This is a genomic window from Rhodococcus sp. APC 3903 (assembly GCF_030407755.1).
GTDB lineage: Bacteria > Actinomycetota > Actinomycetes > Mycobacteriales > Mycobacteriaceae > Rhodococcus_F > Rhodococcus_F erythropolis.
In genome coordinates, this window is the sequence record NZ_JASDCV010000019.1 from 86,299 (window position 1) to 112,525 (window position 26,227).

Below are 26,227 nucleotides of genomic sequence, written 5' to 3' on the forward strand. Positions count from 1 at the left end.
GTTCGTTAGTTTATCAGCACATAACCGCAGGTCGCGAGAGAAAAGTGTGACCCCCTGACGACGAGCGTCAGGGGGCCACAGTTCCGAACATCGTTTTCGATCAGCTACGCAAAGGTCGGTTGTACTGATCGCGCACACTGCCGGTCAACATCATGATTCCGTCGATGAGCGGCCAGATGCCACCGATTCCACACGTCAACCAAGTGACCGCGATCTGTGCGACAGCCATGCCGGGCTGGTTGAGGTAAAAACGTCCTGCTCCGAAACCGCCGAGCAGAATGCCCAGCAATCCGGCGGTCGTCTTCGACTTGTCCGAATACGGTTCGCCGGTCATCGGGTCACGTCCGTAGGGTGCGGACGGATCGACAAGGCCGAAACCAGGCTGAGGATAACCCTGACCTTGCGGGTAACCCTGAGGCTGACCGTAACCGGGCTGCGAATATCCAGGCTGGGGGTAGCCCTGCTGCTGACCGTAATTCTGGCTTCCCTGCGGCGGAGCGGCGGGGTAGCCCTGCGGCGGAGCCGCGTAGGGATTCGGAGTTTGATCTGCCGGCGCACCGTAGACGGGACCGTCCGTCGGGGTTTGGGTCGGCCTCGAGTAGTCCGGCGCCGGATGGTCGGTCGCCGGATAGTTCTGGGCGGCGTAGCTTTCCTGCGACGTGTAAGGCGCCGTGGGCTGACTCGGGGTGGAATCAGAATCGGCAGTGGGGAACGCTGTAGTCGATTCGGTTCCGGTCGGCGGCGGGTAGATGGGGTGGTTTCCCCAGCCCGGGCCGTTCCCGACTCCCGAATACGTGTCCCAGCCTGGACCGGTGCCGGTGGTCTCCGTCGACGGAGTCTTTTCCGTTGGCGCCGAGGTTTCCGTCAACGACGCATCTGCCGTCGCGTCGTAGTCGAACGGCGACCCGAACTGGGGTGGAACCGGCGGCTGCGATCCTGACGAGTCCCCCGACTCGGACGGTTCCGGATTCTTGTTCAAGTTAGGCAACGTACTTTCCTTCGATTCGACGACGGTACGTAATAGCTTTTGTTATCGGGCCACGAGACGGGTTCGGCCTTCGCGTGGCCGGTCCCCCACAGATCTTTCCTCGGTTCGTGCTCCCGGATCATCCTCGTAACGGCCGGCGAACACCGTCCCGCGCATTGCCCGAAAGTATCACGATGCCGTCGACGAACGCCCAGATCCAAATTCCGATGGCAAATGGAATTCCGATGAGGAACGCGGACATGAACAGCGCGAAGAACATGCCGAGCAGTTGGCACAGTCCAATGCCGACGCTCCCGATGTAAAGACGACCGACTCCACAGATTCCGAAGAAGCCCAGCAAGATCTGCAACAGTCCAGCTGTAGCTTTCGACTTGTCGGAATACGGTTCCCCCGTTACCGGGTGCCGACCGTACGGCGCATAGGGATCTCCGAACCCGTACATCGATTGAGCGGGCAGTGGCTGCTGATATCCGTACGGATTGGGCGCGCCGTAGACCGGTCCCTGATCCTCGGGGAATCCCCCTTGCGAATAGGGACCTGTCACGGCTTGTCTTTCTTCGACAGCTTCACCGCGTCCGACGACTCATCCGACGCTGCCGTGGAGGCGCTTGCCTCACTGGAAGCGGATTCAGCAGCATCGGATTCAGAATCTTCAGCGTCGGCGCCTTTCGCGTCGGCCTTCGCCGAATCAGTTTCGGTAACTGGCGCCGCGACTCCTGCTTCGCCGGCAGCTACCGCAGCGACGTAGTCCTTCGACTTCAAATCAGCCGGATCCTCACGACCCTTCTTCGCCAGGAAGAAGTAGGCCAGTGCGGCGAAGAACACGATCCCCGAAGTGAATGTGTTGACTCGAATGCCGGCGATCTCGTATGCGAAATCGTCGCGCATCAGTTCGACGACAAACCGGCCCAGGCAATAACCCGCGACGTACAGAGCAAACAGGCGTCCGTGACCGATCTTGAATCGGCGGTCGACGAGGACCAGCAGGATCACGATCAGGACGTTCCACACAGCTTCGTAGAGGAACGTCGGGTGAACGACCCGAATGACTTCTCCGTTGGAGACACCTGCCAGTTGATCGAGCTGGCCGGAGGAGTTCACACGCTCGAAGATCTCGAGGCCCCATGGGACGGTGGTCTCGCGACCGTACAACTCCTGGTTGAAGTAGTTGCCGATACGACCGATGGCCTGCGCGAGCAGGATTCCGGGCGCAATCGCATCACCGAGCGCGGAAACCGGAATGCCGCGTCGACGGCAGCCGATCCACGCACCGATGCCGCCGAGGAACACAGCTCCCCAGATTCCGAGGCCTCCCTGCCACACCTTGAGTGCATCGAGAGGCTGACCGTTCTCGCCGAAATAGGCGGGCCAGTCGGTCAATACGTGATAGAGCCTGCCACCGATCAGACCGAACGGAACAGCCCAGATCGCGATGTCGAGAACGGTCCCCTTCTCGCCGCCGCGGGCGACCCAACGACGATCTCCCCACACGATCGCGACGATGATGCCGAGGATGATGAAGAGCGCGTAGGCGCGCAGCGCTACCGGTCCGACGTACCAGACGCCTTGGGGCGGGCTGGGGATATAGGCCAGTAGGTCCACAGTTGAGGTCACGACGCCACGGTAGCCGAGCGGACGCCCTCGGCGAGTTCTTCGGTGAGCGAGCGAACCGCTCCCAAGCCGTTCTCGACCGCGGAGACCAGAGCCGAGCCGACGATGACGGCATCGGCGTACGCCGCGATTTCGGCAGCTTGTGCGCCGGACCGAACACCCAATCCGACGCCGACGGGAATGTCGGAATGCGCGCGGATTCGTGCGGTCAGTTCCGGAGCCATCGAAGACACGGCGTCTCGAGCGCCGGTGACACCCATTGTCGAGGCCGCGTAGATGAATCCACTACTCGCGTCGAGTGTCATCGCGAGCCGTTCTTCCGTCGAGGACGGGGCGACAAGGAAGATCCGGTCGAGGTGGTGCTCCTCGGATGCTTCCATCCAGGCGCCTGCTTCTTCCGGAATGAGGTTGGGGGTGATGAGTCCGAGCCCGCCGGCGGAAGCGAGGTCTCGTGCGAACTTGTCGACGCCGTACTGCAGTACCGGGTTCCAGTAGGTCATCACGACGGCCTTGCCGCCGACCGAACTGATCTGCTCGATCACGGTGAAGATGTCGCGAAGGCGAACGCCGTTGGTGAGTGCGGTTTCGGCTGCACGCTGGATGGTCGGACCGTCCATGACCGGATCGGAATACGCGACACCGACTTCGATGATGTCGCAGCCACCGTCGACCATCGCCTTGAACACGTCGATCGATTCGGGAACGGTCGGATAACCGGCAGGCAGGTAACCGACGAGGGCGGCACGCTTGTCAGCCTTGCACGCTGCAAAGGTGGGTGCGAGGCGTGATGGTCGTTCGCTCACTTGTCCGAGCCTTCCGTGTTGTCGTTCTGGTCTGCTGCATCAGCCGGAGCGGTTGCCTGACTCGAGGCGCCGTCGAAGAGACCGAACCAGCTTGCGGCGGTGTCCATGTCCTTGTCACCGCGACCGGAGAGATTGACGACGATGATCGCGCCCTCGCCGAGTTCCTTGCCCAGTCGGAGCGCGCCGGCAACGGCGTGGGCGGATTCGATGGCCGGGATGATGCCTTCGCGGCGCGAGAGCAGCAGTAGAGCATCCATCGCTTCGCTGTCGGTGACGGGTTCGTAGGTGGCACGCCCGATATCGCTCAGGTAAGCGTGCTCGGGTCCGACGCCCGGGTAGTCCAGACCAGCAGAGATCGAGTGCGATTCGATGGTCTGACCGTCTTCGTCCTGGAGCAGGTAGGAGTAGGCACCCTGGAATGCGCCAGGGGTACCGCCGGCGAACGTTGCTGCATGCCTTCCGGTTTCGACACCGTCGCCGGCTGCTTCGTAGCCAACCAGCCGTACCGACAGATCGTCGATGAACGGGTGGAAGATTCCGATTGCGTTGGAGCCGCCTCCGACGCAGGCTGTGACTGCATCGGGCAGGCGGCCGGTCAGTGCCTGAACCTGGACGCGTGTTTCGAGGCCGACCACTCGCTGGAAGTCGCGAACGATGGTGGGGAACGGGTGCGGGCCTGCCGCGGTACCGAAGCAGTAATAGGTGTTGTCCGCGTGGGAAACCCAGTCGCGCAAGGCTTCGTTGATCGCGTCCTTGAGCGTGCGCGAACCGGTCTCGACCGAGACGACCTCCGCGCCGAGCAGGCGCATGCGTGCGACGTTCAGTGCTTGACGTTCGGTGTCGACAGCACCCATGTAGATGACGCACTCGAGACCGAGCAGTGCACAGGCGGTGGCCGATGCCACACCGTGCTGGCCCGCTCCGGTCTCGGCGATGATGCGGGTCTTGCCCATACGCTTCGCCAGCAGAACCTGACCGAGAACATTGTTGATCTTGTGAGAACCGGTGTGGTTCAGGTCTTCACGCTTGAGAATGATGCGCGCACCACCGGCGAACTCGCTCATTCGCGTTGCCTCGAAAATCGGCGACGGACGCCCGGTGTAATCGCGCTGCAAGCGATCGAGTTCGTTCAAGAACGTGTCGTCCGCGCGAGCCTTTTCGTACTCCGCAGTGACTTCCTCGATAACCGCCATGAGGGCTTCCGGCACATGCCGTCCGCCATAGACGCCGAAATGCCCTCCGGCATCCGGGTCGTGAGAGCGCTCGGTGAGTCCCGCGCTGGCCGGCGGCAGATTGCCGCCCTTGAATACTGCACCGGAGCCTGGTTCCTGAGTACGTGAAGTCACCCCACCAGTCTGCCCCAACGGTGTCGCTGGTCACCGCCCGGGTGCATCAAAGCACGCCGGGCGGGTGAAGCGCTTTATCGAGACGGTTTGGGGCAGGACGGGTGTGCACCGGCATTGACCAGATCTGCGACGGCCTTGCGAGGGTCGCCGCTGGTCACGAGGCCTTCACCGACGAGCACTGCGTCGGCGCCCGCACCGGCGTACGCCAACAGATCGGCAGTTCCGCGAACACCCGATTCGGCGATCTTGATCGTCTCGGTCGGCAGACCGGGAGCAATGCGACCGAAGGTGTTCTTGTCCACCTCGAGGGTTTTGAGATTGCGCGCGTTGACACCGATCACCTTGGCGCCGGCTTCGAGCGCGCGGTTGGCTTCTTCCTCGGTGTGCACCTCGACGAGGGCAGTCATTCCCAGAGATTCGGTGCGATCGATCAGCGAGGCGAGCGCCTGCTGTTCGAGTGCCGCGACGATCAGCAAGATGACGTCGGCGCCGTGAGCGCGAGCTTCGTGAATCTGGTACGGCCCCACGATGAAGTCCTTGCGCAGCACCGGAATGGTGACCGCTTTACGGACTGCGTCGAGGTCGGCCAACGAGCCGTGAAAACGGCGCTCTTCGGTGAGAACACTGATGATGCGTGCGCCACCGGCTTGGTAAGCCGCGGCAAGCTCTGCGGGATCGGCAATGTCGGCCAGCGCACCCTTTGAGGGGCTCGCTCGCTTGACCTCGGCGATGACGCCGATGCTCGATTCCAGAAGTGCTGCTGCAGCATCGAGTGCAGGCGGTGCAGCGGCCGCAGCAGCCTTGACTGCAGCGAAGTCGAGTACGGCTTCGCGGGCGGCGACATCAGCGCGCACCCCGTCGAGAATCGAGTCGAGTACGGTCATCGTGGCCCGAATCCTTTCTGGGCAAGAGCCCGATGTGAGATACGTCATCAGGGTGGCCTCAGCCTAGTGGGACGAAATTTTGCTACTCCGCCGGGGTACCCACGCAGGTGAGGGTTCAGTCTTACTCAGTGCGACGACCCCGGTTTCGCACCGTTGTCTCCCCCAGCTCCGTCGTCCCCATCAGCCACTGTCGGGTCCTCTCCGGCATCGAGCGCGTCCCACAACATCCGTTGTGTCACAGGCTCGTCCGACGCGGGCGTGTCTCCCTGACCGAGCTTGGCTGCAGCTTCGCGGCGCGCGGCCGGGTTGTCGTACTTCGACGACAACCCGCCTCGCACTGGAGGTTTGCGCATCAGAAGTACTGCTGCGCCGAGCGCCGCCACCGCTCCGAGCAACGCAAGCAAGGCAGGCAGTACCGAAACAGTCGTCGAGAGATCTTCCGGGTGACCGGACAACTCGGCCAACTCCACCGCTCGGTCCGCAGAGGCTCCGGACACCAACAACTGCACCGCCGGAACCGCTACCGCGACGGCGACGAGTGCCACCAACAGTCCGACCACACGAAGCGCCCAACCTCGCACCGCGAACGACGCCGCGATCGCCGCCAGAAGCGCGAGCGCGAGCGGAGTCATCGCCGCCGCCCAGGTGCTGCCGTCGAGGTCCGTCGTCCGCTCCAGCGTCTTGCCGTCGCTCGAGGTCAGATGAACCCACGTCATTCGTGAGCTGCCCCACAGAGCTGCTGCCGACAGTGCAAGCAAAAGCGTCCTCGGCACAGCGGTGCCACGAGAAGCCCTTGTAGGCTGCTCCGCTGCAATCGACTCGTTCTCACTCACTGATCGTCACCTCCGATGGTGCGCAGGGTGTGCGCCGACGCGATGGCGCTCAGCACTGCCATCGCCTTGTTGCGGGCCTCGGTGTCCTCGTAGACCGGATCGGAGTCGGCGACGACGCCGGCGCCCGCCTGGACATATCCGATCCCGTCCTTGATCAATGCCGTTCGGATCGCGATCGCGGTGTCGGCGTCGCCGGCGAAGTCGAGGTAGCCGACGATGCCGCCGTAGATACCCCGCCTGGTGGGCTCGAGTTCTTCGATCAGCTGCATCGCACGCACCTTGGGTGCCCCTGACAGGGTTCCAGCGGGGAAGCATGCGGTGACCGCGTCGAGAGCGTGCTTTCCCTCGGCCAGATGACCGGTGACGGTCGATACGAGATGCATCACGTGGCTGTACCGCTCGATGTGCCGGTAGTCGTGCACCTTCACCGTGCCCGGGCGACAGACACGACCCAGATCGTTTCGCCCCAGATCGACGAGCATGAGGTGCTCGGAGTTTTCCTTCTCGTCGGCGAGGAGGTCCTTCTCGAGCAGGATGTCGTCCTCCTCTGTGGCACCGCGCCATCTGGTTCCAGCGATCGGGTGTGTCGTCGCGACGCCCTCGGCGACGGTGACCAGTGCTTCAGGGCTCGAACCGACGATCGAAAACGCCGTCTCTCCGTCACCGTTCGGCACGTTGAGCAGATACATGTACGGGCTGGGGTTCGACGCGCGCAGCATCCGGTACACGTCGATCGGTGCTGCAGTGCAATCGATCTCGAATCGCTGCGAGAGAACTACCTGGAATGCCTCGCCCGCTTCGATGTCGCCGATCAACTTTTTGACGTCGACACCGAAGCTCTCGGTGGTGCGTTGACGACGGTAGTTCGGAGTCGCTTTCGAGAATGTCGACACCGTCGATTTCGCCGGCGCCGCGAGAGCGCGAGTCATCGCGTCCAACCTGGCGACCGCGTCGTCGTACGCCGTGTCGACACGCTCGTCGGTGCCGTCCCAGTTGACCGCATTGGCGATGAGGGTGATCGCCCCTTCGTGGTGATCGACAGCGGCGATGTCGGCAGCAAGCAGCATGACCATCTCGGGTATCTGCAGGTCGTCGACCGCGGAGTCACCCAATCTCTCGAGGCGCCGCACCGCGTCGTAACCGAGGAACCCGACCATTCCGCCGGTCAGCGGGGGTAGGTCGGGAAGTCGCTCCGAACGAAGTAGTTCGAGGGTGGCACCGAGTGCATCGATCGGGTCACCGCCGGCCGGAGCACCGGCCGGAACATTGCCGTACCAAGCCGCCTCTCCGTCCACGACGGTCAGTGCAGCCGGACTCCCGACGCCGATGAACGACCACCGCGACCACGAACGACCGTTCTCGGCCGACTCGAGCAAGAAGGTGCCTGGACGATTGCCGGCCAACTTCTCGTACGCCGAGAGCGGAGTTTCGGAGTCCGCCAACACTTTCCGAGTGACCGGAACGACCCGGTGCTCAGCTGCGAGGGCACGGAACTGCTCCCGAGTGGTGGTGGAATCGGACGCGTCACCGACGATCGCGGTGTCGGACGACCGTGCGGACATGGAGGTGGGCTCGCCGTGCATGCCTCCATCATCCCAGGCTCCCCCACACGGTCGTCGTGCGCGGGTAACCTCGGCCGAATGAAACCAGGCCAACTCGCCCCCGATTTCTCGCTGCCCGACCAGGACGGAACTCCGCGCTCGCTGACGAGCCTGCTCGCGAACGGCCCCTTGGTCCTCTTCTTCTACCCGGCAGCCTCGACGCCGGTGTGCACCGCCGAGGCGTGCCACTTCCGTGACCTGGGCAGCGAATTCGCCGCGGTGGGCGCTTCGCGGGCAGGTATCAGCACCGATACGGTCGAAGCTCAGTCCACCTTTGCCACCGCACAATCCTTCGACTACCCCCTGCTCGCCGACACCGACGGCAAGGTAGCCGAACAGTTCGGCGTCAAGCGCGGACTCCTGGGCAAGCTGGCTCCGGTCAAACGCTCGACCTTCGTGATCGACACCGACCGCACCGTTCTCAAAGTCATCTCGAGTGAACTTCGCGCCAACACGCACGGCGACCAGGCACTCGAGTTCCTTCGCAATCGAAGCTGACTCACCTGGGCGAAATGATTCTCTGAGCAACCTGATTCTCTAGGCGACCTGAATCGAGCGCTTCGCAAGTCCCATCCAGAATCCGTCGATCACCTGGGTGGGCACCTGCTCCGGATCGGACGACGCACCGAGCGTGACGAACAAAGGGGCGAAGTGCTCGATGGTCGGATGCGCGTACGGCATCCCGGGAGCTTGGGCGCGGAAGTCGATCAACGAATCGACGTCTCCGGCAGCGAACCTCTCCCCTGCCCACGCGTCGAATTCCGCCGACCATCCCGGGGCCTGCGCCTCCGGTGACGGATCGCGCAGGAACGGCAGCCCGTGCGTGGTGAATCCGGATCCCACGATCAGCACACCTTGCTCACGGAGTGGCCGTAGGCGTTCTCCGAGATGGAGCAAACGCTCGGGATCGAGGGTTGGCAGCGAAATTTGCAGTACCGGGATGTCTGCGTCCGGGTACATCACCGTGAGCGGCACGTAGGCACCGTGATCCAGTCCTCGATTCGGCTGCTGAACCACTCGTTCGTTGTCCGGCATCAACGCGGCGACCTGAGCGGCGAGTTCCGGAGCGCCGGGAGAGTTGTACTTCGCGCGGTAGAACCTCTCGGGAAAACCACCGAAGTCGTAGATGAGCGGGGTGCCCGTGGTCGTCGAACCGATCGTCAGCGGTGCTGATTCCCAGTGCGCCGAGACGACGAGGATTGCCGTCGGCCGCGGAAGATCGCCGGCCCACGCCCCCAATTGGTCGACCCACAACGCGCTGTCCACCAGCGGCGGAGCACCGTGGCTGAGATACAGCGCAGGCATGGTTGTGGTGGACATATGGGCTCCTCGGGATAGACATTCGTCGTTAAGTTGAAGGTTCAACCTAATATAGGACTCAACACTTGCGTCCCGCAACTATTCCCCGCAATATTCTTCTGGACATGCGTCTGAGACGCTGTACACCAGCACGCTCCGTGCACGAAGAATGCTCGACCCGAAGGAGAAGTCACCGATGAGTGAACCGACCGCGCAGCCCGACGCGCAGTCTCAGACGAAGTGGCTCACAGCCGAGCAGCAGGAAGCCTGGCTGACACTGATCGCTCTCGTGACACGGTTGCCTGCCGCACTCGACACTCAACTGCAACGCGATTCGGCACTCACCCACTTCGAATATTTCGTGCTCGCCGCACTCTCGGACGCCCCCGACCACAAGCTCCAGTTGTCGGTACTGGCCCAGCGCGCGAACGCTTCCCTGTCCCGCCTCTCGCACGTCGTCACGAAGATGGAGAAAGCCGGCTGGGTGAAACGGGAAGTCATTCGCGGCAGCCGCGGCTCCAACGCAGTACTCACCGACGAAGGAATGACAAAGGTCGTCGCGGCCGCGCCGCCACACGTCGCCTCGGTTCAAGGTCTCCTCTTCGAGGGCCTCGATGATCGCCAGGTCGCCCAGCTTTCGTCCTTGGGGACTGCAATGCTCAGCCAACTGGACAAGGGAATCGCCGCCGGACTCGGCAAGGCCTGACCCCTTTCCCGACACCAGCGGTCTGATCCTTACGACGGCGGCTTCGTGAGGTCGAGTGCAGCCAGGTGACTGAACAGCATGCTCGCTCCGATCGGGTTTCCACCGCCGGGATACGTAGTCCCGCTGGCCGCTGCCATCGTGTTGCCCGCCGCGTACAATCCGGCAATCGCCGTACCGTCGGCTTTGAGCACCCGCCCGGTTGCGTCGGTACGTAGACCACCTTTGGTCCCGAGGTCGGAGATACCGAAAGCGGCAGCGTGAAACGGTCCTTGGTCGATCGGTACGAGCGGTGAAGCCCCCTCCGAAAAGGCACGGTCGTACGCAGTGTCTCCTCGGCCGAAGTCCGTGTCGACGCCGGTCGCCGCAGACTCGTTGAATCGCTTCACGGTCTGCACCAGTTCCGCTGCGGGAACATCGATCTGGGCGGCGAGGTCTTCGAGCGTCTGGGCACTCTTCCACAACCCAGCATCCACATACTGCTCCGTCTGCGCCATGGGCACGTTGGGCGCCTTCACCGGCGGCACTGCACCTTCCCTGTTGTCGTAGATCATCCAATACGGTGTGGTTACTTTTCGTGCCCGCATGTGTTCTATGACGGAGCGACCCAAGCGGTCGTACGGCGCAGACTCGTTGACGAATCGACGACCGTTGTCGTCCACGAAGATTCCGCCGGTGAACCACAGCGCAAACGCGGAGCGGCCATCCGGATGGGTGAGCCCCGGCGACCACCAGGCCTCCCCCATGAGGTCGGTATCGGCGCCCACGGCGATAGCCGCCTGATGCGCCTTGCCGAGATTGCCGGGACAACCCATCGTGTCGAGCGCAGAGCCGGGAACACCGAATTCGGCACGCAGGGTCTCGTTCTGTTCGAATCCGCCCGCGGCCAGAATCACTCCTCTGCGGGCTCGGATGGTTCGACGCCGACCACCTTGTTCGACGACCGCGCCGACGACCGATCCGTCCTCGACGACCAATTCTTCGAGAGTGGTGTTCAGGTGCATGGCGGCGTTGGCGAATGTCGAAAGTGCCAGCAAGAATCGACCGATCAACGACTGCCCGCCGACGAGGTACGCCGGCAACTCTTCTCCCAACCGCTCCGTCGCGAGCGGCGATCGAAGTGAATCACGAAGCACACCAAGCTTCTTAGCGTTCATCGGTTTGGGAACGATGTGTCGACCGCTCGCGCGAGCCTTGGGTTTTTCCCCGAAGTAGTCGGGCCACGGCAGTATCTGGAACTCGAAATTCGAGTCCTCTTCGAGATAGTCGATCAACCCGGCGCCGCCTCGAACGTATGCCTCCTGGACGTCGGCAGGTGTCCGATCACCCACCACCGAACGGTAGTACTCCAGCGCATCTTCGATGGTGTCGTCGTCCCCACCCCGGCGAAGAACGGCGTTGCACGGGAACCACATTCCGCCGCCGCCCGAGTACGCCGTTGTTCCGCCGTACTTGTCGGTCGCTTCGATCACAATGACGTCGAGGCCTTCGCGTGCTGCCGTGTACGCGCCGGCGAGTCCGCCGCCCGATCCCACAGCGAGTACGTCGCATGTCTCGTCCCACTTCGTCATAATCAGCCTCTCCGATCCTGGGCACATTTCCGAACGTGTTCTAGAAATCGTTCTAACACATGGACTTAGCGATCGCGGGGGATCGAAATTCTGTCCCACCGAGCGGGAGCGAGACATGACGCCGAGCGGGAGCGAGACATGACACCGAGCGGGGAGCGAGAATGAGCGGCGATAGCGCACACTTTGCTCGCATGGGTCTGATCCCGTAGTGTCTGGACACATGTCTGGTAAGACCAAGTTCGAGTCCACTCGTCGACGGCTCACACAGCAGCAAGCCGAAACCGTCGATCGATTGACCGCGGCAGCGATCACGGTCCTGCGCGACAAAGGGTTTGCCGATCTGACTGTGCGAATGGTGGCAGCGGAAGCCGGTGTCGCCGCAGCCACGGCGTACACCTATTTTTCGTCCAAGAGTCACCTTGTGGCAGAACTGTTCTGGCGCCGACTCGACGCGGTACCGCACGAGCCCTCCCCCGAGGCGGAACGAGAAGCGCAGGTCTGCTCGGTCCTTCGAAGCGTCGCACTCCTCGTTTCCGACGAACCGGAGCTGGCCGCGGCCGTGACCACGGCGATGATGGGCAATGATCCCGACGTCGAACACCTTCGGGGACGTATCGGCAAGAACATCCGCGAGCGGCTCATCGAGGCGCTGGGGCCGTCATACGATCCCGACGTACTCGAAGCACTCGAAATCTCCTGGTCCGGAGCGCTTGTCCGAGCCGGCATGGGTTACGAGTCCTATTCGCAGATCGCAGACCGGCTCGAAGTCACTGCCAGGCTGATCATGGCGGGCCGCGACAACCTTCACTAGACGGGGGTCATGGCACTCACCAGCCATGTGCCGTCGACTCGATCGAGTGTCACCTCGACTCGGCTCGACGTCGACGCTGGTGCCGGCCGCGCGATACTCGTCGTGATCTGATCGACGAACAGGAGCAATTCTGCTCGGTCTGCAGCAGCGGAGAGCACTCCGACGTCGACTACTCGCGCCTTCGTGCTGATTCCTTGCTCCTTCGACTGGGGTGCAACGGTTTTCGATCCGAATTCGGCGAAGCGGTCCTGAAATGTTCCACTTGCGCCCTCGGCAGCATGTGCAAGATCCTCGTCCACCGTGTCGCTGTTGTAGGTCAAGAGATTCTCGACGAGCATCGGCGCCACACCGATCACCTCGACACGTGCGGTTTCAGCGGCTGCCGAACGGTGGTGACTCCAGAGCAGAGTCCCGCCGGCTCCCACCAAGATCAGCGCTGCAAACGCCAAGACCACGCGCTTCACGGGACGAACTCCACACTCGACATCAGTACCCGACCGTCGACCTCTTCGACACCGACGCGAAGACGGTAGGTTCGCGCCGAAGACTCTCCCGCCGAATTGCCGACCTGAGCCGATGCCGCGATCAGTACCACCCCCGAGGTTCCGGATTCCGATGCCAGGGCGGCGGTGTCGACATGACCGTCGGAATCGACGGCGAAATCACGGATCGATGCGACGAACGCAGATTCACCGGACTTCAGTTCGTCTGCAAAAGTTCCCGTAGTCAGCGACTTCAGCTCCGCGAGATCCTCGTCGAGCGTGGCAGAGTGAACGTCGATCAGAGCAAGGGTTCCTGCGACAGCACCGTCGACGAACCCTTGACGCTGGGACTCTCGCACGCGGTCCGATCGAACTGCCAGACAACCGAAGACGACAACGACGCTCAGAGCCGCGAGTGCAATCCAGACCAGGGCAGTGAGTACACCGCGCTTCCCTCGGACCGGATCCAGCACCTCACCTCTCAGCGATTCGTCGGCGTCAGCAACTGTTGCCACGGCTCCCCCTCCCCCGGACCGGAGTCAGCCGGAGCCAACTCCGTGTGTTGATAGTCGACTCCGTCAGGCCCGGTGTACAACTCGCCGGGCGCATTGGTCCCCGACGGCACGTACGCTTCGGGGCTCCGGCAGATCTCCGGGCTCGGTGCTCGTTTGCCCGGTACCTCCATGCAGGGAATGTTCCGAGATCCACGAACGGCGAAGACCGAGTTCTGTGGCACTTTGCAGTACAGATCAGCCGGGGTGTCCGGCACACTCGTCTGGGTCGGGTCCCGTCGCTGATCGGCAGGAAGGTAACCGGTCGAGCACGCCGCAGGGTCCTGCGCTTGGAGGTGGAAGTTGACGTTCGCGGCGCCGTCCACCTGCCCGCGTTGTACGACGGTTTCCTGTGCCGCGACCAGTGGCGGCAAGATGACGAGCACCTGTTCCAACCCGGCGTTGTACGTCAAAGCCACCTGAGCGGTGCTGGTGAAATTGGCAAGCAGCACAGGCAAAGTGGGTTTGAGGCCTTGAAACAGCAGGTCGGCTTCAGTCGCGAAGCCCGGTCCGGTCTCGAGGATATTGCGCACGGACCCGTCGGCGACCTCCAACTGTCCACTGAGCTGAGCGACACTGGACGCCCACTGGCGAATCTGATCGCCCGTCACCACCTGTGTCTGCAGGAGCGGATCCAACTGCTGTACGAGCGTCGTAGCCGGCGTTGTGGCAGCGGCCATCTGATCGACGAACGAGGTGGTCGAATCCAGCAGACGAGCCAGATCCTCTCCCCTGCCTCCGAAAGCTGCCGCGGACTCGTCGATCACCGATCGCAACTTGTCCTGCGGTACGGATGCGAGCATCGCCTGCGCCTGATCGAGGACCGGTCCGATCTCGGTCGGGATCGTGACAGCGTCGGGGCCGATCACGTCTCCGTCGGCCAGAAAGGGTCCGTCCGCGGTGCTCGGTTGCATGTCGACGTATTGCTCACCGATTGCCGACACGCTTCGCACCGCTACTGTGAGCCCGCTGGAGGGAACGGGAACCGCACTCTCCAAGGATAATTCGGCGCGTACCACTCCCGGAGAGAGACGCACCGACCTGACCTGACCGATGGTGTCGCCGCGATAGGTCACGTTCGCGTTCCGATACAGGCCGCCGGCGTCGGGCAGTTCGACTGTCACCGAATAGCGCCCGATGCCGAGCATGGTCGGAACTCTCAGGTACGAGATAGCCGCTGCGCTCATGCCTATCACCGCCAGGATCGCGAAGATCGTCAATTGCCTTCGCACCAACTTCGTGAGAATCATCGTCCACCGTCCTGGTCGGTCCGCCCTGTACCACTTGGGGCGGCCCGCCCGGTGTCACTTGGGGCGGCCCGCCCGGTACCCAGAGGCGCGGTCAAAGGATCGACCAGTATTCCGTTCTCCACCGGAGTTTGCGGCGCCCCGAACGGAGTACCGAAGCCCAGACCTGACTGAAGGCGATTACTCGTGAGGTCGATCAGCGCCCACAAATTGGTGTAATCACCGCGCATTCCGTCGTCGATGGTCGTCTGAGGGAAGGGGAAGGTACTCAGATTGCCCAAATTGTTGATCAGGTCCGGTCCTGTTTCGACCACCTTCTGCAGCGTCGATTCCAAGGCGCTCAAATTGGCTTTCAAATCGTCGCGGGTCCGGTCGACCAGATCGGTCCCGACGTCCCCGAACCTGCCGACCGCATCGAGGGCGGTGGTCAGGTCGACGCGTTGGGCGCTCAGTTCCGCCAAGGCCGGATCAAGGGTCTCCAACGCCTCACCGAGAACGTCTCGCTGAGCCGTGATCTCACCGGCGAACACGTCGAGATTCTCCATGGTCGTGACTATCGCCTCGCGTTGACGGTCGAGTGTCTCGGTCACGCTGTCCATCTGGCTCAGCAGGTCGCGCGCCGCATCGGTCCGCCCGCCGAGAGCGGTGTTCAGTTCCGTGGTGATGCTGTGAATCTGGGCCAGCCCACCGCCGTTGAGCACCAAGGACAGTGCCGTCAACGCTTCCTCGGTGGTGGGATAGACACTGGCCGATGCAAGGGGAATCACGGATCCCTCCGACAACCGCCCTTCCGGCGCCACCTCGGTGGGCGGCGCGAGCGCGACGTGTTTGGATCCGAGCAGACTGGTTTGGCCGATCTTGGCAGTCGCGTTGGCGGGCAGCGACACCGAACCGTCGAGCGCAACCGTCACCCGGGCGTGCCAGTTGTCGGTCTCGATCGCACTGATACTTCCGACTGTCACGTCGTTGACCATGACCGGAGAGTTGGGACTGATCGACGTGACGTCCGGCATCTCGATCACGACCGAGAAACTTCCCTCACCGCGGCCGGCCGCGCCCGGCAGCGACACCGAATTCAGCCCGCTCCATTGACAACCCGTCAGAACGAGCACGGCGCTCGCCGCCACACACACTGTTCCCCACCGGCGGCCAGTCATCGTGATCCTGTCGACGGCATGAGCAAGCCGGTCAGATCAGACGCCACCGGTACCGTCGGAAAACTCAAGGCGCCAGTCGGTTCCAGATCAGGCTCGCTGTACACCAGTTGGTCCGGAAGAGCGCCGAGCGCCCGGGTCGGGTTGATGCTCAGGTCCGGGTAGTTCGCCTTGATCGTGTTGAGCAACGGGCCGAGGTATTCGATGCACAAATCCGCGCCCTTCTTCGAGGTGTCGTTGGCCAGGCCGGCGATTCCGCCGCAGATCAAGTCGATCGGGTTGCCGACGTTCTGGAATGCGGGCACACCCACCATCGCTCCTTGGGCCGGCCGGTAGACGTTGTAGTAGTTCGACAACGCTGTCGGAGCCAGATGCAGTACCTTCTCGAGACCTGCGCGCTTGTCGACCAATACCTGGGACACGTCGGCCAACTTCGCGATCTGCTCCGTCAAGCCGGTTCGGTTCTGTTCGACAAACCGCTGTACGTCGATGACGGCGGCGTCCAGATCGGCGAGAGCCGGAGCCAATTGCGTCCGGCTCTCGGCGAGCACACTCGAGACATTTGCCAGTCGTCCTTGGAACTGAACGATCTGTTCGTCGCTTGCGGCGAGTGCGGTCGTGAAGGTCTGCAGGCCGCGGATGGTGCCGAATAGATCGGCTCCGCCTTCGTCGAGTGTGCTCATAGCCTCCGAGAGTTCGGTCACCGAGCGCCCCAGCGCTTCCCCGTTGCCGGCCAGTGCGGATCCGGCACCGTCGAGGAAGTTGGCGGCGGGACCGCGATCGTCCCCGTCGGGACCCAAAGCATCGGCAGCCCGGCCCAGCTGTTTCTTGATCTGGTCCCACTCGACCGGGACGGCTGTTCGGTCGAGCCCGATCTCCGCACCGTCATTCAGTGCGTCGGCGCCGTCCGTCACCGCCGGCGTCAACTGCACGAAGCGGGCCGAGACCAGCGACTGGGCAACGATCACCGCTTTCGCGTCCTCGGCGACGGGAACCTCGCGCGCCAATTTCAGTTCGACGCGCATTCGATCTCCCTGTGGGGCGATCTCGGTGACGCGGCCGACGTCGACCCCCACGACACGAACGTCGTCACCGACATACAGGCCGGTCGTCGAGGTGAAGTAGGCCGTCACGTTGTAGTAGCGCAGATGTTGCACCGCAAGGTATCCCGACACGACGACGATCGCCGCGCCGACGACGCTTCCACCGACTACGCCGATTCGACGCCAGTTCACCGGTTTGCGAACTCGTAAGGCACCCATCATCGAACCTCCGGAATCGGTAGCGGCGCAGATGGTAGCCCGAACATCGCGTTGATCAACGGTTGGGTGTATTGCGCCGGTACCAGGTTCTGGACGTAGGCGTAATAGAAGGGACCGCTGGCCACGGTGTCGCCGAGCGTGCCCACGTACGTACCGAGACCGTCGATTCCCTGAGAAAGGTTGTCCTTGTTGTTCTGCAGAATGCCGACAACCGTGTCGAGTTTGCCGAGGACCGGTTGCAATTGCGCCTCGTTGTCGTGGACGAGTCCGCTCAGCTGGGTCGACAACGCCGAGATGTTCGTGATCACTTCCCCCAGCGCCGCCTGTCGCCGATCCAGTTCTCCCAACAAGGCGTTGCCGTCGACGAGTAGCGCGTTGACCTGTGGTCCACGCTCGGCCAGCGTCCCGGCGACGTCGTTTGCATCGGACAGCAAGGTGCGCAACATGTCGTCGCGTCTATTGACGCTGTCGGAGATCCGTGCGACACCGTCCAGTGCCGGCCTCAGGTTCGGCGCACTGTCGGACATCACCTGCCCCACTGCGTCGAGTGATTCGGAGAGTTGGTCGAGATCGATGTCCTCGACCGTCGTGGTGAGGTCACCGAGCACGTCGGGCAGCGAGTACGCCGATCTTGTTCGCTCGACCGGGATCTCGCCGCCGACCGCGATCCTTCCCGGACCGTCCAGATCGAGTGATACCGCTCGCTTGCCGAGCAACGACATCGTGGTGACGGCTGCCGACGTGCTTTCTCCCAAACCGATCGAGCCTTCCAGTGTGAAGTCCACGCGCGCGAGTCCGTGCTCGACCTCGATCCGGTCCACCGTTCCGATCTTCACTCCGGCGGCGTTGACTTCGTCTCCCGGCGCGAGACCGCTGGCGTCGGCGAACACCGCGCTGTACCCGACGCCCGATTTCAGGAACTGCAGATTCTGATACTGGAGCGATGCCAATACGACGGCGGCCGTGACGACCAATCCCACGACCCCCACGCGTACGGCCTGGCTCTGTGCCATCTCTCTCATCGTGGTGCGCACCTTCCGGTCGTCTGATCCACCAGGTCGACAGTGAGCGGCGTACCGTCGGCACCGTCGACCTTCAGTGCGATTCCGCACAGATAGAAGTTGAAGAACGACCCGTACGAGCCGACTCGGATCAGCTGCTTGTAGTTCGAGGGCATGGACGCGAGAATCCGATCGAGCTCACTTTGTTGCTCGATCAGCGGATTCAGGCTTGCGTCCAGCTTCGACAGGTTTCCCGCGATGTCCGGGCGAACTCCGGCGAGGAGATCGGCGAAGGTGCCTGATGCGGTGTTCACGCTCTCGACGGCAGTCCCGATCATCTCCCTGTCCGCCGCGAGCCCGCTGACCAGCTGTTGTAGGTGATCGAGAGTGTCACTGAACTGACCACCGCGGCTGCGCAATTCACTGAGCACACCGTCGAGGTTGCCGATCACTCGACCGATCAGTTGGTCGCGGTCTGCGAGAGTGTTCGTGATCGATCCGGTGTGCGCCAGCACCGATGCCACAGTTCCGGACTGGCCTTGAAACACCTCGAGCAAGGACATCGACAACGCGTTGACCTGCTCTGGGTCCAGGGCTTGAAACAGCGGCTTGAAACCACCGAGTAGCGCATCGAGGTCGAGTGCCGGCGCGGTGCGATCGACGGGAATGCTCTCGCCCTGTGGCTGCGGTTCCGCGATCCCCGGATCGTCGAGCAGTTCGAGGTATCGATTACCCACCAGATCCTGATATCGAACAGCGGCTCTGGTCGATACAGTCACGGTGTCACCCGTATCCACACTGAAACTCACGTGGGCACGGTGATTCCCACCGAATTCGACGGAGCCGACAGAACCGACCGGCACACCCGCGATGCGCACCTTGTCGCCGGCTCTGAGCCCGGAGGCGTTGACGAACTCCGCCGAGTACGACCTCGCGTCGCCACCTCGCATCTGGCCGAACACGAGGATCAGCCCGGCGTTGACGAGGATCATCACCAGAACAAAAATTCCGAACTTGACGGTGTACCCACGAACTTTCATCGGATCTCCGTCCCGAACAGGTAGCTCATCAGATCCGGGACCGTGTTCATCGGTTGCCCACCATTCGGCTGACGCTCGGGCGCAAACGGATTCACCCCGGTATCGGTCACCAGGTACGGAGCATTGACGTTCGGGTCGCGCAGTGGAAGACCCATACACTGCGGGCCACCTGTTGCCGCGACCTTCGGAAGGTCGTCGGGATATCGGTACGGTTCGGTTCCGGCGATCAGACCGATCGACATCTTGATTCCTGGTTGTCCGTTGTAGGCGCCGTCGCCGATCTTCTTGCTCTCCTGCAGTCCGTGGAACATGCAGGGAATCACCGGGGAGTATTCCTCGAGCAGTGCGGTGGTCGGCCGCAGTAACGACAGAACGGTGTCGATACCGTCGGCGTTGGCTCCCAGTACATCTTCTCCGGTGCGGGCGACCCCGATCACGTTGAGCAAGAGGAGATCGAGATTCTGCTGCTCGTCGAGAACAGTGGTTCCCGTCGTCGTGAGCGAGTCGAGGGTGTCCATCAAGTCGAGAACAGCGTCGCGGTAGGTCTGTGTGACGGCTGGTAAATCCGTCAACACATGATCGAGAGCCTCACGTGCAGTGTTGAATTCGAGCAACGAGGAATCTGCTTGTTCGAGTGCGACCCCGAGCCGTTCGCCGCGTCCTTGCAGAGCAGTCGAGAGGGCACCCAATGTCGAATCGAGCTTGCCCGGGTCCACCGTCCGGAGCACGGTGGTGAGTTTCTCGAACACCGTGTTCAGCTCGACAGTCACCCGGGATGCGTCGATCGTCGCCCCGGCGGCAAGTCGCGCGCTGCTCGGCTGCTCCGGCGAGGACAGGCTGACGAACTTCGCGCCGAAGGCCGTGTTCGACGTGATCGCCACATCCACGTTTGACGGAATAGATTCGAGCGCTTCGGGATCGATCGACAACGACAGTTGTGCGGTAGCGTCGTCAGTCGGCGTGATGGACTCCACCGAGCCCACGGTCACCCCGGCCATCTTCACCCGCGCGCCCGGATCCATCACGAGCCCCGCGCGCTCCGCGATCACCGTGATCGGGACGCGAGCGACAAACACCTGGTTGAAAGACGCGACCGACAAAGCGATGACCCCGACGATCGCCGCAGCCAAGCCCAGAGCAGCCAACTTGTAGCCGTATCTGTGCACGCAGTACCCCTAACCGGACAGATTGAAGTTGCCGGAACCGCCGTAGAGCGCGAGTGAGACGAGCAGGGTCACCGCCACGACGCAGATCAGCGAGAGCCGAACCCCGCGGCCCACTGCAGTTCCCACGCCCGACGGTCCCCCGGACGCGTTGTATCCGTAGTACGTGTGGATCAGCATCACAAGTAGTGCCATCACGAGCACTTGAACGAAGGACCATGCGACGTCGACCGGATCGAGGAACGTCGTGAAGTAGTGGTCGTAAAGACCGGAGGATTGACCGAACAGCACGACCGTGGTGAATCGTCCGGCCAGAAATGATCCTACGAGCGCCAGTGAGTACAGCGGCAAGATCGCGATCATCCCTGCGGTGACGCGGGTGCTGACGACGTACGGGACCGAACTGATCGCCATCGATTCGAGGGCGTCGATTTCCTCACTGATGCGCATGGCACCGATCTGCGCGGTCGAACCTGCTCCGATCGTGGCCGACAGGCCGATTCCCGCGATGACCGGCGCAGCGATACGAACGTTGATGAAGGCGGAGAAGAATCCGGTGAGCGCTTCGACTCCGATATTTCCCAGCGAGCTGAAACCTTGGATCGCAATGGTGCCGCCCGAGGCTAGAGTCAGAAATCCTACGACCGCAACCGTGCCGCCGATCACTGCCAAAGCTCCGGTGCCCATGCTGATCTCGGCTACCAGCCTCAACACTTCTTTCGGGTGTTTGCGAATTGCCCACGGGATGTGAGCGATGGCGCGCGCGAAGAAGACAGCTTGTCGCCCGACGTCGTCGATCGAGCGTGACGTTCGAGCCACCCGCGCCCGCGTGCGTCCGAACTTGCCGATTTGTGCCAGCGAATCCGACAGCGTCACCTCGATCACCCCGCCGTCAATCGGATGCCGACCGCGGTGACGATGGTGTTGACGACGAACAACGCCATGAATGCGTACACCACCGTTTCGTTGACGGCCTCCCCCACGCCTTTCGGCCCACCCCGTACCGACAGTCCGCGATAGCAGGCCACCAATCCCGCCAGCATCCCGAACAGTGCAGCTTTGACCATCGACAACGCCACCTCGGGCAGGCCGGTCAGCAACGTGATTCCCTCGACGAAGGCGCCAGGGTTCACGCCCTGGAGAAACACCGAGAAGGCGTAACCGCCGGCGATGCCGATGACGCAGACGAGTCCGTTGAGCAGCAAAGCCACCACGGTCGACGCGACCACACGCGGAATCACCAACCGATTGATCGGATCGATCCCGAGCACCTCCATGGCGTCGATCTCTTCACGAATCGTTCTCGATCCCAGATCGGCGGCGATGGCTGTCGCGCCCGCACCTGCCACGATCAGCACCGTCACCACCGGACCGACCTGAGTCACGGCACCGAGCGCGGCCCCGGCGCCGCTGAGGTCGGCGGCACCGATCTCGCGGAGAAGGATGTTGAGGGTGAAACTCACCAGGACCGTGAACGGCACGGCTACCAACACTGTCGGCACGATCGACACCCGGGCGATCATCCAACTCTGCTCGAGAAACTCCTGCACCTGAAAGCGGGTGCGGAACAAGCCCACTGCGACATCGGCGCCCATCCGGTAGAACTGGCCGAGTTCGCGCATCGGGCCCGCAAGTGCAACTCTTCCGCTGTACACGTCAATGCCCCGAAGGACATGACGTGGAGTTGCCGTAGTCGACCTTGAATTCCTTGATCCCGTTGAGCCAACCGGACGAGAGCCTGCTCGGATCGCCGAGCTTGCTGATGTCGGGCATGTGATCGGCGATCTTGCCGAAGATCAGATCGACCTCCATTCTGGCCAGGTTGGCGCCGACACAGTAGTGCGGTCCGGTTCCTCCGAACGCGAGGTGCGGGTTCGGGTCTCGGGTGATGTCGAAGACGTCGGGGTTCTCGAAGACGGTTTCGTCGAAGTTCGCCGAGCCGTAGAGCAGTACGACACGCTGCCCCTTCGCAATCGCAGTGCCGGCAATCTGTGTGTCCACCACTGCTGTTCGTTGCATGGCCGTCAGTGGCGAAGCCCAGCGGATGATCTCGTCCGCGGCGGTGCGCGGACGCTCACGCTTGTACAGTTCCCACTGATCCGGATGCTCGAGAAATGCCATCATGCCGAGTGTCGTTGCGTTGCGCGTCGTTTCGTTGCCCGCGACAGCCAACATGATGACGAAGAAACCGAACTGTTCCGGGGTGAGTTTCTGTCCGTCGATGTCGGCATGCACCAAGCGCGAGATGATGTCGTCGAGCGGTTCCTCCCGTCTCGCCTCGGCCAGTTGATAGGCGTAGCCCAGGATCTGCGCCGACGCCATCCGAGACTCGCCGGCGAGCGACTCGTCGTCGTATCCCGTCATCTGATTCGACCATTCGTACAGCTGACGGCGCCCGTCCTGCGGTACACCGATCAGATCCGAGATCGCCTGCATCGGTAACTCGCTGGCGACCTGGCTGACAAAATCACCGCTACCTTCCGCCACGGCAGCCGACGCTATGTCTTCTGCCCGCGCTTCCAGCCCGGCCCGCATCGCTTCCACCGACCGCGGAGTGAACAAGCGCGCCACCAACTTGCGCAGCTGTGTGTGCTCAGGGGCGTCCTTGTTGATGAGGACGTGTTTTGTCGCCTCCAACTCCTCCGCCGAGATGTTGTCTTCATGCCGCGGAATGCAGCCGTTGACGTTGCTCGAGAACTCCTCGCTGCGCAACGAGACGTCGCGGACGTCTGCGTGGCGGGAGACAACCCAACAACCACCGTCGTGAAATCCGCCGGTACCCGGTTCCTGGGCGTTCCACCAGACCGGAGCGCATCGTCGTAGTTCGGCGAACTCGGCAAGCGGGACGCGCTCGCCGTACAGATGCGGGTCGGTCACGTCGAACCCGTCGGGAAGGTCGATCTCAGGCATTGCAGATGCTCCTTTACGGATGGGTGCCGGGTGCCGGGTGTTGCGTGTGAGCGCTATTCGATCCGGTGGACCGGGTCGCTGTTCTGTGAGAACTCCTTGGCCCAGCGGTAGTCCGGCTTGCCGCTCGGCGCTCGAACGACCTCGTCGGCGATCCAGAAGGAACGCGGAATCTTGTAGCCGGCAAGCTGAGTGCGGGTGTGTTTTTCGATGGAATCGAAATCCGGTTCCACACCATCGCGGACGCGGAGCACCGCCGCCACCCGATTGCCCCACCGCTCGTCGGCAATGCCGATCACTGTTGCGTCGTAGATGTCGGGATGGGCCTTCACCACGGCTTCGACCTCTTCCACGAAGACTTTCTCACCGCCGGTGTTGACCACCATGTTTCCCCGGCCGAGGAGAGTGACCGAGCCGTCGTCCTCGATCCGCGCTCGGTCTCCGGTCACCACTGCCCGCGCGCCGTTCACCTCTCGGAATATCTCCGCCGACTTCACCGGATCGTTGTAGTAGCCCAGTGGGACGTTGCCGAGTTTCGCCAACCATCCTTCGGCCCCCGAACCCGGCTCCAACACACGGTTGTCGTCGTCGACGACGACCGTGAATCTGTTGGCGCCCACTTTGGGTCCGCCACGCTGCTCGAGCCCTTTGGTTGCGAATCCGATTCCGCCGAAGCCTGTTTCGGACGATCCAACCGAATCGGAGATCATCAGATTCGGAAAGACGTCGAAGAACGCGTCTTTGACCGATCCGGAGAAGAGCGCAGCGCCGGAGGCGAGCACGGCCAGGCTCGACGCATCCGGTTGCAATTCGTGATGGGCTTCGACCAGTGGACGGCCCATGGCGTCGCCGGTGATGACCATGACCTGCGGGCGATATTCGGCGACGACTTTCCAGACCTGTGCCGCATCGAACTTCGGTTCGAAGATGACGGTGTTTCCGGAGAACAGAGCGTTGAACGTCGGCATCAGTGCCGAGGTGTGGATCAGCGGTGGAAGCATGCACCACCGCATCGGTTCGGCTGCCGCGGCGCCACCGCGCGACTGCTGGTACTCGTCGGCGATCGGCTCACCCGAATAGAAGTCGTAACCGCCGGCCAACACGCGCCAGATGTCTTCCTGCCGCCAGACGACGCCTTTCGGTCGTCCGGTTGTTCCGCCGGTGTAGAGAACGTAGACGTCATCGCCGGAACGCTCGGGAAAAGCATGTTCACCTACGCGCAGCGGGGATTGGTTGCCGAGCGCATCCTCGTACGCCACTGCCCCCGGAATCGACGGTTCGTTCCCGAGAGCGAGTTCGTCCGCCGCCTCGATCACGTACTTGACCCGCGGCGCGGACACCAACGCCTCGGCGACCCGCTCAGCGAAACCACGATGGAAAACCAACGCCGTGAGATCCGCATTCTCGTACAGGTAAACCAATTCGTCGCTCGTGTAGCGGTAGTTCACCGTGACGGGAACGCCGCGGATCTTGAAGGCCGCGAGGACAGCGACCATCGCCTCGATCGAGTTGTGCAGTTGAATACCGATGTGCGAACCGACACCCAACCCGACGGACTGGAAGTAATGCGCCAATCGGTTGGCCCGCTCGTCGAGCTCACGGTATGTCACCTCCTCGCCGGAAACGATCAGCGCGAGGCGATCGGGCATCACATCGACGGAATGCTCGAACAGGTCTGCAAACGTGTACGCCATAGGTTGAGTCCTTCGGGTTCGGCCGGTCAGACGACGAAGAGAGGCAAAGGGATTCCGCGATCTTCGAATACGAATGCCGCGCCGGTACTGACCTTCGTAATGGCGACTTCGACGCATTCCGGAGCGGGAGCTTCGGTGATGTCGACGGCCAGAAGGAGCCCCGCGGCATCTTCGGCCACCACTCTCACGGTGAAGTGCGGATTCACGCCGCGGACCAAAGCCTGGAGGGGATCGAGGTGCTCGCTGCCGAGCAAGGTCGGCCAACCGCCGTCACGGTCGACAAGAGCGTCTCGCGAGATCCACAGCTCCAGAGCACCGCCGTCCGGTCGGATCTCACTCTCCACATACTGCTTCGGATTCAGCAAGGGATGCACGGACAGGACCAATGCCAACGATTCCAGAGTCGAAGGAAGCCCGAGCGCATCTCGAATACGCTGTGCCGCAACTCCCGCGATTCCGGTCAATTGCTTTCGCGTGATCTCGCGCGCCTTGTCTTCGTCGGCACGGCGGCGAACCGCTGCCAGAAAGCCCAACGCCAACAGATGATGCTGCACGCAGATCTCCTCTGCGATACGAACCAAGGCCGATCGCGAGAAGTCGGAAAATCTCAGGTCGGACAACAACGGACCCGAGTAGTCCGCCTTACCGTCCCCACCGTGATCGATCGGGCTCAGCTCGACCGTCACCGCGGCGGTGCGTCCGATCTGCTCGGTGTGCGCGGTCATCACGGGAGGCGTGTGCGACGGGTCGATGGAAACGGTCCAGGCGCAGTGCGGATGTCGGTCCGCGGGCCTGCGCGGTGGTCGGTGAATCGGCCGGATCTGGGCGTGCGGGTTGGTCGCGATGGCCGTCGCATCGAAAGTCGGATCCTCGATGTCGTGACACATCGAGGTCACGAACTCATCGCCCAACGGCTCGACGTCCATGAGTGCTCCGCAATGATCGAGCCAGAATTCACCGTGCAGCGGATCGTCGACCCGGTATCGAAAGTCCATGAACTGTGGCGGAGCGCCGATGTCGAGTTGTAACCCTTTGAAGATCGTCACGACGTCGTCGCCCTCGTATCCGAGAGCCTTCTGCATGCGGCGGGTGTACCAGGGGCTGGCCGATTCCCACTCCTCGACGGCCACCTGCGCCATACCCTTGCGTCCGAATTCGACGATCAGATGCGCCATGCCCGAGCGATCGATCAGCTGCCCACACAGGAGCAACTCGGGCACCAACACGGCAAGGTCGCGCTGCGAGAGTGTCTCGAAGGAATCGCGTACCGTCATCG

The 26,227-nt window shown here is 62.7% G+C and carries 26 protein-coding genes; 3 read left to right on the forward strand and 23 right to left on the reverse strand.

The features are described 5' to 3' along the window. Positions 1-100: 100 nt before the first annotated feature. The 8 genes from QMA15_RS24490 to QMA15_RS24525 all read right to left on the reverse strand — a co-directional run bounded on the left by QMA15_RS24490 (position 101) and on the right by QMA15_RS24525 (position 8,048). A complete protein-coding gene (locus QMA15_RS24490; protein ID WP_029538193.1) occupies positions 101-979 on the reverse strand; it encodes a TM2 domain-containing protein in 879 nt (292 codons plus the stop codon). A 127-nt stretch (positions 980-1,106) separates the two neighbouring features. After that, positions 1,107-1,532 (reverse strand): TM2 domain-containing protein, encoded by a 426-nt coding sequence (locus tag QMA15_RS24495; RefSeq protein WP_020907925.1) that lies wholly within the window; start codon positions 1,530-1,532, stop codon positions 1,107-1,109. After that, entirely contained in the window at positions 1,529-2,602 is a 1,074-nt protein-coding gene (lgt, locus tag QMA15_RS24500) for a prolipoprotein diacylglyceryl transferase (RefSeq protein WP_019748656.1), read from the reverse strand. Before lgt ends, QMA15_RS24495 begins: the two co-directional genes overlap by 4 nt. Beyond that, positions 2,599-3,402, reverse strand: a complete 804-nt coding sequence (gene trpA, locus QMA15_RS24505; RefSeq protein ID WP_003944010.1) for a tryptophan synthase subunit alpha — start codon at positions 3,400-3,402, stop codon at positions 2,599-2,601. Before trpA ends, lgt begins: the two co-directional genes overlap by 4 nt. Further along, complete coding sequence (gene trpB / locus QMA15_RS24510) at positions 3,399-4,748, reverse strand: tryptophan synthase subunit beta (RefSeq protein WP_019748657.1); 1,350 nt, start codon at positions 4,746-4,748, stop codon at positions 3,399-3,401. The genes trpA and trpB overlap by 4 nt, the downstream gene beginning before the upstream one ends. A gap of 74 nt (positions 4,749-4,822) precedes the next feature. After that, positions 4,823-5,632, reverse strand: a complete 810-nt coding sequence (gene trpC, locus QMA15_RS24515) for an indole-3-glycerol phosphate synthase TrpC (protein WP_003944016.1) — start codon at positions 5,630-5,632, stop codon at positions 4,823-4,825. Between the two features lie 125 nt (positions 5,633-5,757). Further along, a complete protein-coding gene (locus tag QMA15_RS24520; protein WP_279164125.1) occupies positions 5,758-6,465 on the reverse strand; it encodes a TIGR02234 family membrane protein in 708 nt (235 codons plus the stop codon). Beyond that, positions 6,462-8,048 carry an anthranilate synthase component I gene (locus tag QMA15_RS24525; protein WP_019748660.1) on the reverse strand — a complete coding sequence of 529 codons (1,587 nt, stop codon included), beginning with the start codon at positions 8,046-8,048 and terminating at the stop codon, positions 6,462-6,464. Before QMA15_RS24525 ends, QMA15_RS24520 begins: the two co-directional genes overlap by 4 nt. 57 nt (positions 8,049-8,105) lie before the next feature. Here QMA15_RS24525 and QMA15_RS24530 point away from each other — a divergent pair, with 57 nt between their 5' ends. Next, the gene (locus QMA15_RS24530) at positions 8,106-8,564 is read left to right on the forward strand and encodes a peroxiredoxin (protein WP_020907928.1); all 459 of its coding nucleotides are present in this window, start codon (positions 8,106-8,108) and stop codon (positions 8,562-8,564) included. A gap of 39 nt (positions 8,565-8,603) precedes the next feature. Here QMA15_RS24530 and QMA15_RS24535 read toward each other — a convergent pair whose 3' ends face one another. Then, positions 8,604-9,386, reverse strand: a complete 783-nt coding sequence (locus tag QMA15_RS24535; RefSeq protein ID WP_019748662.1) for a class III extradiol ring-cleavage dioxygenase — start codon at positions 9,384-9,386, stop codon at positions 8,604-8,606. Between the two features lie 175 nt (positions 9,387-9,561). Here QMA15_RS24535 and QMA15_RS24540 point away from each other — a divergent pair, with 175 nt between their 5' ends. Further along, the gene (locus QMA15_RS24540; protein ID WP_020969752.1) at positions 9,562-10,071 is read left to right on the forward strand and encodes a MarR family transcriptional regulator; all 510 of its coding nucleotides are present in this window, start codon (positions 9,562-9,564) and stop codon (positions 10,069-10,071) included. A 29-nt stretch (positions 10,072-10,100) separates the two neighbouring features. Here QMA15_RS24540 and QMA15_RS24545 read toward each other — a convergent pair whose 3' ends face one another. After that, positions 10,101-11,639, reverse strand: a complete 1,539-nt coding sequence (locus QMA15_RS24545) for an FAD-binding protein (RefSeq protein WP_046378642.1) — start codon at positions 11,637-11,639, stop codon at positions 10,101-10,103. Between the two features lie 220 nt (positions 11,640-11,859). Here QMA15_RS24545 and QMA15_RS24550 point away from each other — a divergent pair, with 220 nt between their 5' ends. Next, positions 11,860-12,450: a TetR family transcriptional regulator gene (locus tag QMA15_RS24550; protein WP_003943994.1), complete on the forward strand. Its 591-nt coding sequence runs from the start codon at positions 11,860-11,862 to the stop codon at positions 12,448-12,450. On the opposite strand, the gene QMA15_RS24555 is transcribed toward QMA15_RS24550, so the two are convergent. The 13 genes from QMA15_RS24555 to QMA15_RS24615 form a co-directional block, all read right to left on the reverse strand. Continuing rightward, a complete protein-coding gene (locus tag QMA15_RS24555; RefSeq protein WP_029255477.1) occupies positions 12,447-12,914 on the reverse strand; it encodes a hypothetical protein in 468 nt (155 codons plus the stop codon). The two genes, QMA15_RS24550 and QMA15_RS24555, sit on opposite strands and share 4 nt — an antisense overlap. Continuing rightward, complete coding sequence (locus tag QMA15_RS24560) at positions 12,911-13,447, reverse strand: hypothetical protein (protein ID WP_020907934.1); 537 nt, start codon at positions 13,445-13,447, stop codon at positions 12,911-12,913. The genes QMA15_RS24555 and QMA15_RS24560 overlap by 4 nt, the downstream gene beginning before the upstream one ends. Then, complete coding sequence (locus QMA15_RS24565) at positions 13,414-14,733, reverse strand: MlaD family protein (protein ID WP_029255478.1); 1,320 nt, start codon at positions 14,731-14,733, stop codon at positions 13,414-13,416. The genes QMA15_RS24560 and QMA15_RS24565 overlap by 34 nt, the downstream gene beginning before the upstream one ends. After that, positions 14,730-15,887: an MCE family protein gene (locus tag QMA15_RS24570; protein ID WP_172932760.1), complete on the reverse strand. Its 1,158-nt coding sequence runs from the start codon at positions 15,885-15,887 to the stop codon at positions 14,730-14,732. The genes QMA15_RS24565 and QMA15_RS24570 overlap by 4 nt, the downstream gene beginning before the upstream one ends. Next, positions 15,884-17,149 carry an MCE family protein gene (locus QMA15_RS24575; RefSeq protein ID WP_279164126.1) on the reverse strand — a complete coding sequence of 422 codons (1,266 nt, stop codon included), beginning with the start codon at positions 17,147-17,149 and terminating at the stop codon, positions 15,884-15,886. Before QMA15_RS24575 ends, QMA15_RS24570 begins: the two co-directional genes overlap by 4 nt. Further along, positions 17,146-18,168 (reverse strand): MCE family protein, encoded by a 1,023-nt coding sequence (locus QMA15_RS24580; RefSeq protein ID WP_020907938.1) that lies wholly within the window; start codon positions 18,166-18,168, stop codon positions 17,146-17,148. Before QMA15_RS24580 ends, QMA15_RS24575 begins: the two co-directional genes overlap by 4 nt. Continuing rightward, positions 18,165-19,187: an MlaD family protein gene (locus QMA15_RS24585; protein WP_020907939.1), complete on the reverse strand. Its 1,023-nt coding sequence runs from the start codon at positions 19,185-19,187 to the stop codon at positions 18,165-18,167. The genes QMA15_RS24580 and QMA15_RS24585 overlap by 4 nt, the downstream gene beginning before the upstream one ends. Further along, positions 19,184-20,353: an MCE family protein gene (locus QMA15_RS24590; protein ID WP_020907940.1), complete on the reverse strand. Its 1,170-nt coding sequence runs from the start codon at positions 20,351-20,353 to the stop codon at positions 19,184-19,186. Before QMA15_RS24590 ends, QMA15_RS24585 begins: the two co-directional genes overlap by 4 nt. 9 nt (positions 20,354-20,362) lie before the next feature. After that, a complete protein-coding gene (locus QMA15_RS24595) occupies positions 20,363-21,235 on the reverse strand; it encodes an ABC transporter permease (protein ID WP_003944051.1) in 873 nt (290 codons plus the stop codon). Beyond that, the gene (locus QMA15_RS24600) at positions 21,232-21,945 is read right to left on the reverse strand and encodes an ABC transporter permease (RefSeq protein WP_085989611.1); all 714 of its coding nucleotides are present in this window, start codon (positions 21,943-21,945) and stop codon (positions 21,232-21,234) included. The genes QMA15_RS24595 and QMA15_RS24600 overlap by 4 nt, the downstream gene beginning before the upstream one ends. 61 nt (positions 21,946-22,006) lie before the next feature. Continuing rightward, positions 22,007-23,260: a cytochrome P450 gene (locus tag QMA15_RS24605; protein ID WP_290287025.1), complete on the reverse strand. Its 1,254-nt coding sequence runs from the start codon at positions 23,258-23,260 to the stop codon at positions 22,007-22,009. Positions 23,261-23,313: 53 nt separating this feature from the next. Next, positions 23,314-24,951, reverse strand: a complete 1,638-nt coding sequence (locus QMA15_RS24610) for an acyl-CoA synthetase (RefSeq protein ID WP_290287027.1) — start codon at positions 24,949-24,951, stop codon at positions 23,314-23,316. Positions 24,952-24,977: 26 nt separating this feature from the next. Then, positions 24,978-26,225: a hypothetical protein gene (locus tag QMA15_RS24615; protein WP_290287029.1), complete on the reverse strand. Its 1,248-nt coding sequence runs from the start codon at positions 26,223-26,225 to the stop codon at positions 24,978-24,980. Positions 26,226-26,227: the final 2 nt, after the last annotated feature.

Coding starts and splice junctions, on each gene's coding strand:
- trpC (WP_003944016.1), bottom strand. CDS start 5,632: ATGACCGTACTCGACTCGATTCTCGACGGGGTGCGCGCTGATGTCGCC.
- QMA15_RS24525 (WP_019748660.1), bottom strand. CDS start 8,048: ATGCACGGCGAGCCCACCTCCATGTCCGCACGGTCGTCCGACACCGCG.
- QMA15_RS24530 (WP_020907928.1), top strand. CDS start 8,106: ATGAAACCAGGCCAACTCGCCCCCGATTTCTCGCTGCCCGACCAGGAC.
- QMA15_RS24535 (WP_019748662.1), bottom strand. CDS start 9,386: ATGTCCACCACAACCATGCCTGCGCTGTATCTCAGCCACGGTGCTCCG.
- QMA15_RS24540 (WP_020969752.1), top strand. CDS start 9,562: ATGAGTGAACCGACCGCGCAGCCCGACGCGCAGTCTCAGACGAAGTGG.
- QMA15_RS24545 (WP_046378642.1), bottom strand. CDS start 11,639: ATGACGAAGTGGGACGAGACATGCGACGTACTCGCTGTGGGATCGGGC.
- QMA15_RS24550 (WP_003943994.1), top strand. CDS start 11,860: ATGTCTGGTAAGACCAAGTTCGAGTCCACTCGTCGACGGCTCACACAG.
- QMA15_RS24565 (WP_029255478.1), bottom strand. CDS start 14,733: ATGATTCTCACGAAGTTGGTGCGAAGGCAATTGACGATCTTCGCGATC.
- QMA15_RS24570 (WP_172932760.1), bottom strand. CDS start 15,887: ATGACTGGCCGCCGGTGGGGAACAGTGTGTGTGGCGGCGAGCGCCGTG.
- QMA15_RS24575 (WP_279164126.1), bottom strand. CDS start 17,149: ATGATGGGTGCCTTACGAGTTCGCAAACCGGTGAACTGGCGTCGAATC.
- QMA15_RS24580 (WP_020907938.1), bottom strand. CDS start 18,168: ATGAGAGAGATGGCACAGAGCCAGGCCGTACGCGTGGGGGTCGTGGGA.
- QMA15_RS24585 (WP_020907939.1), bottom strand. CDS start 19,187: ATGAAAGTTCGTGGGTACACCGTCAAGTTCGGAATTTTTGTTCTGGTG.
- QMA15_RS24600 (WP_085989611.1), bottom strand. CDS start 21,945: ATGGGCGCCGATGTCGCAGTGGGCTTGTTCCGCACCCGCTTTCAGGTG.
- QMA15_RS24605 (WP_290287025.1), bottom strand. CDS start 23,260: ATGCCTGAGATCGACCTTCCCGACGGGTTCGACGTGACCGACCCGCAT.
- QMA15_RS24610 (WP_290287027.1), bottom strand. CDS start 24,951: ATGGCGTACACGTTTGCAGACCTGTTCGAGCATTCCGTCGATGTGATG.
- QMA15_RS24615 (WP_290287029.1), bottom strand. CDS start 26,225: ATGACGGTACGCGATTCCTTCGAGACACTCTCGCAGCGCGACCTTGCC.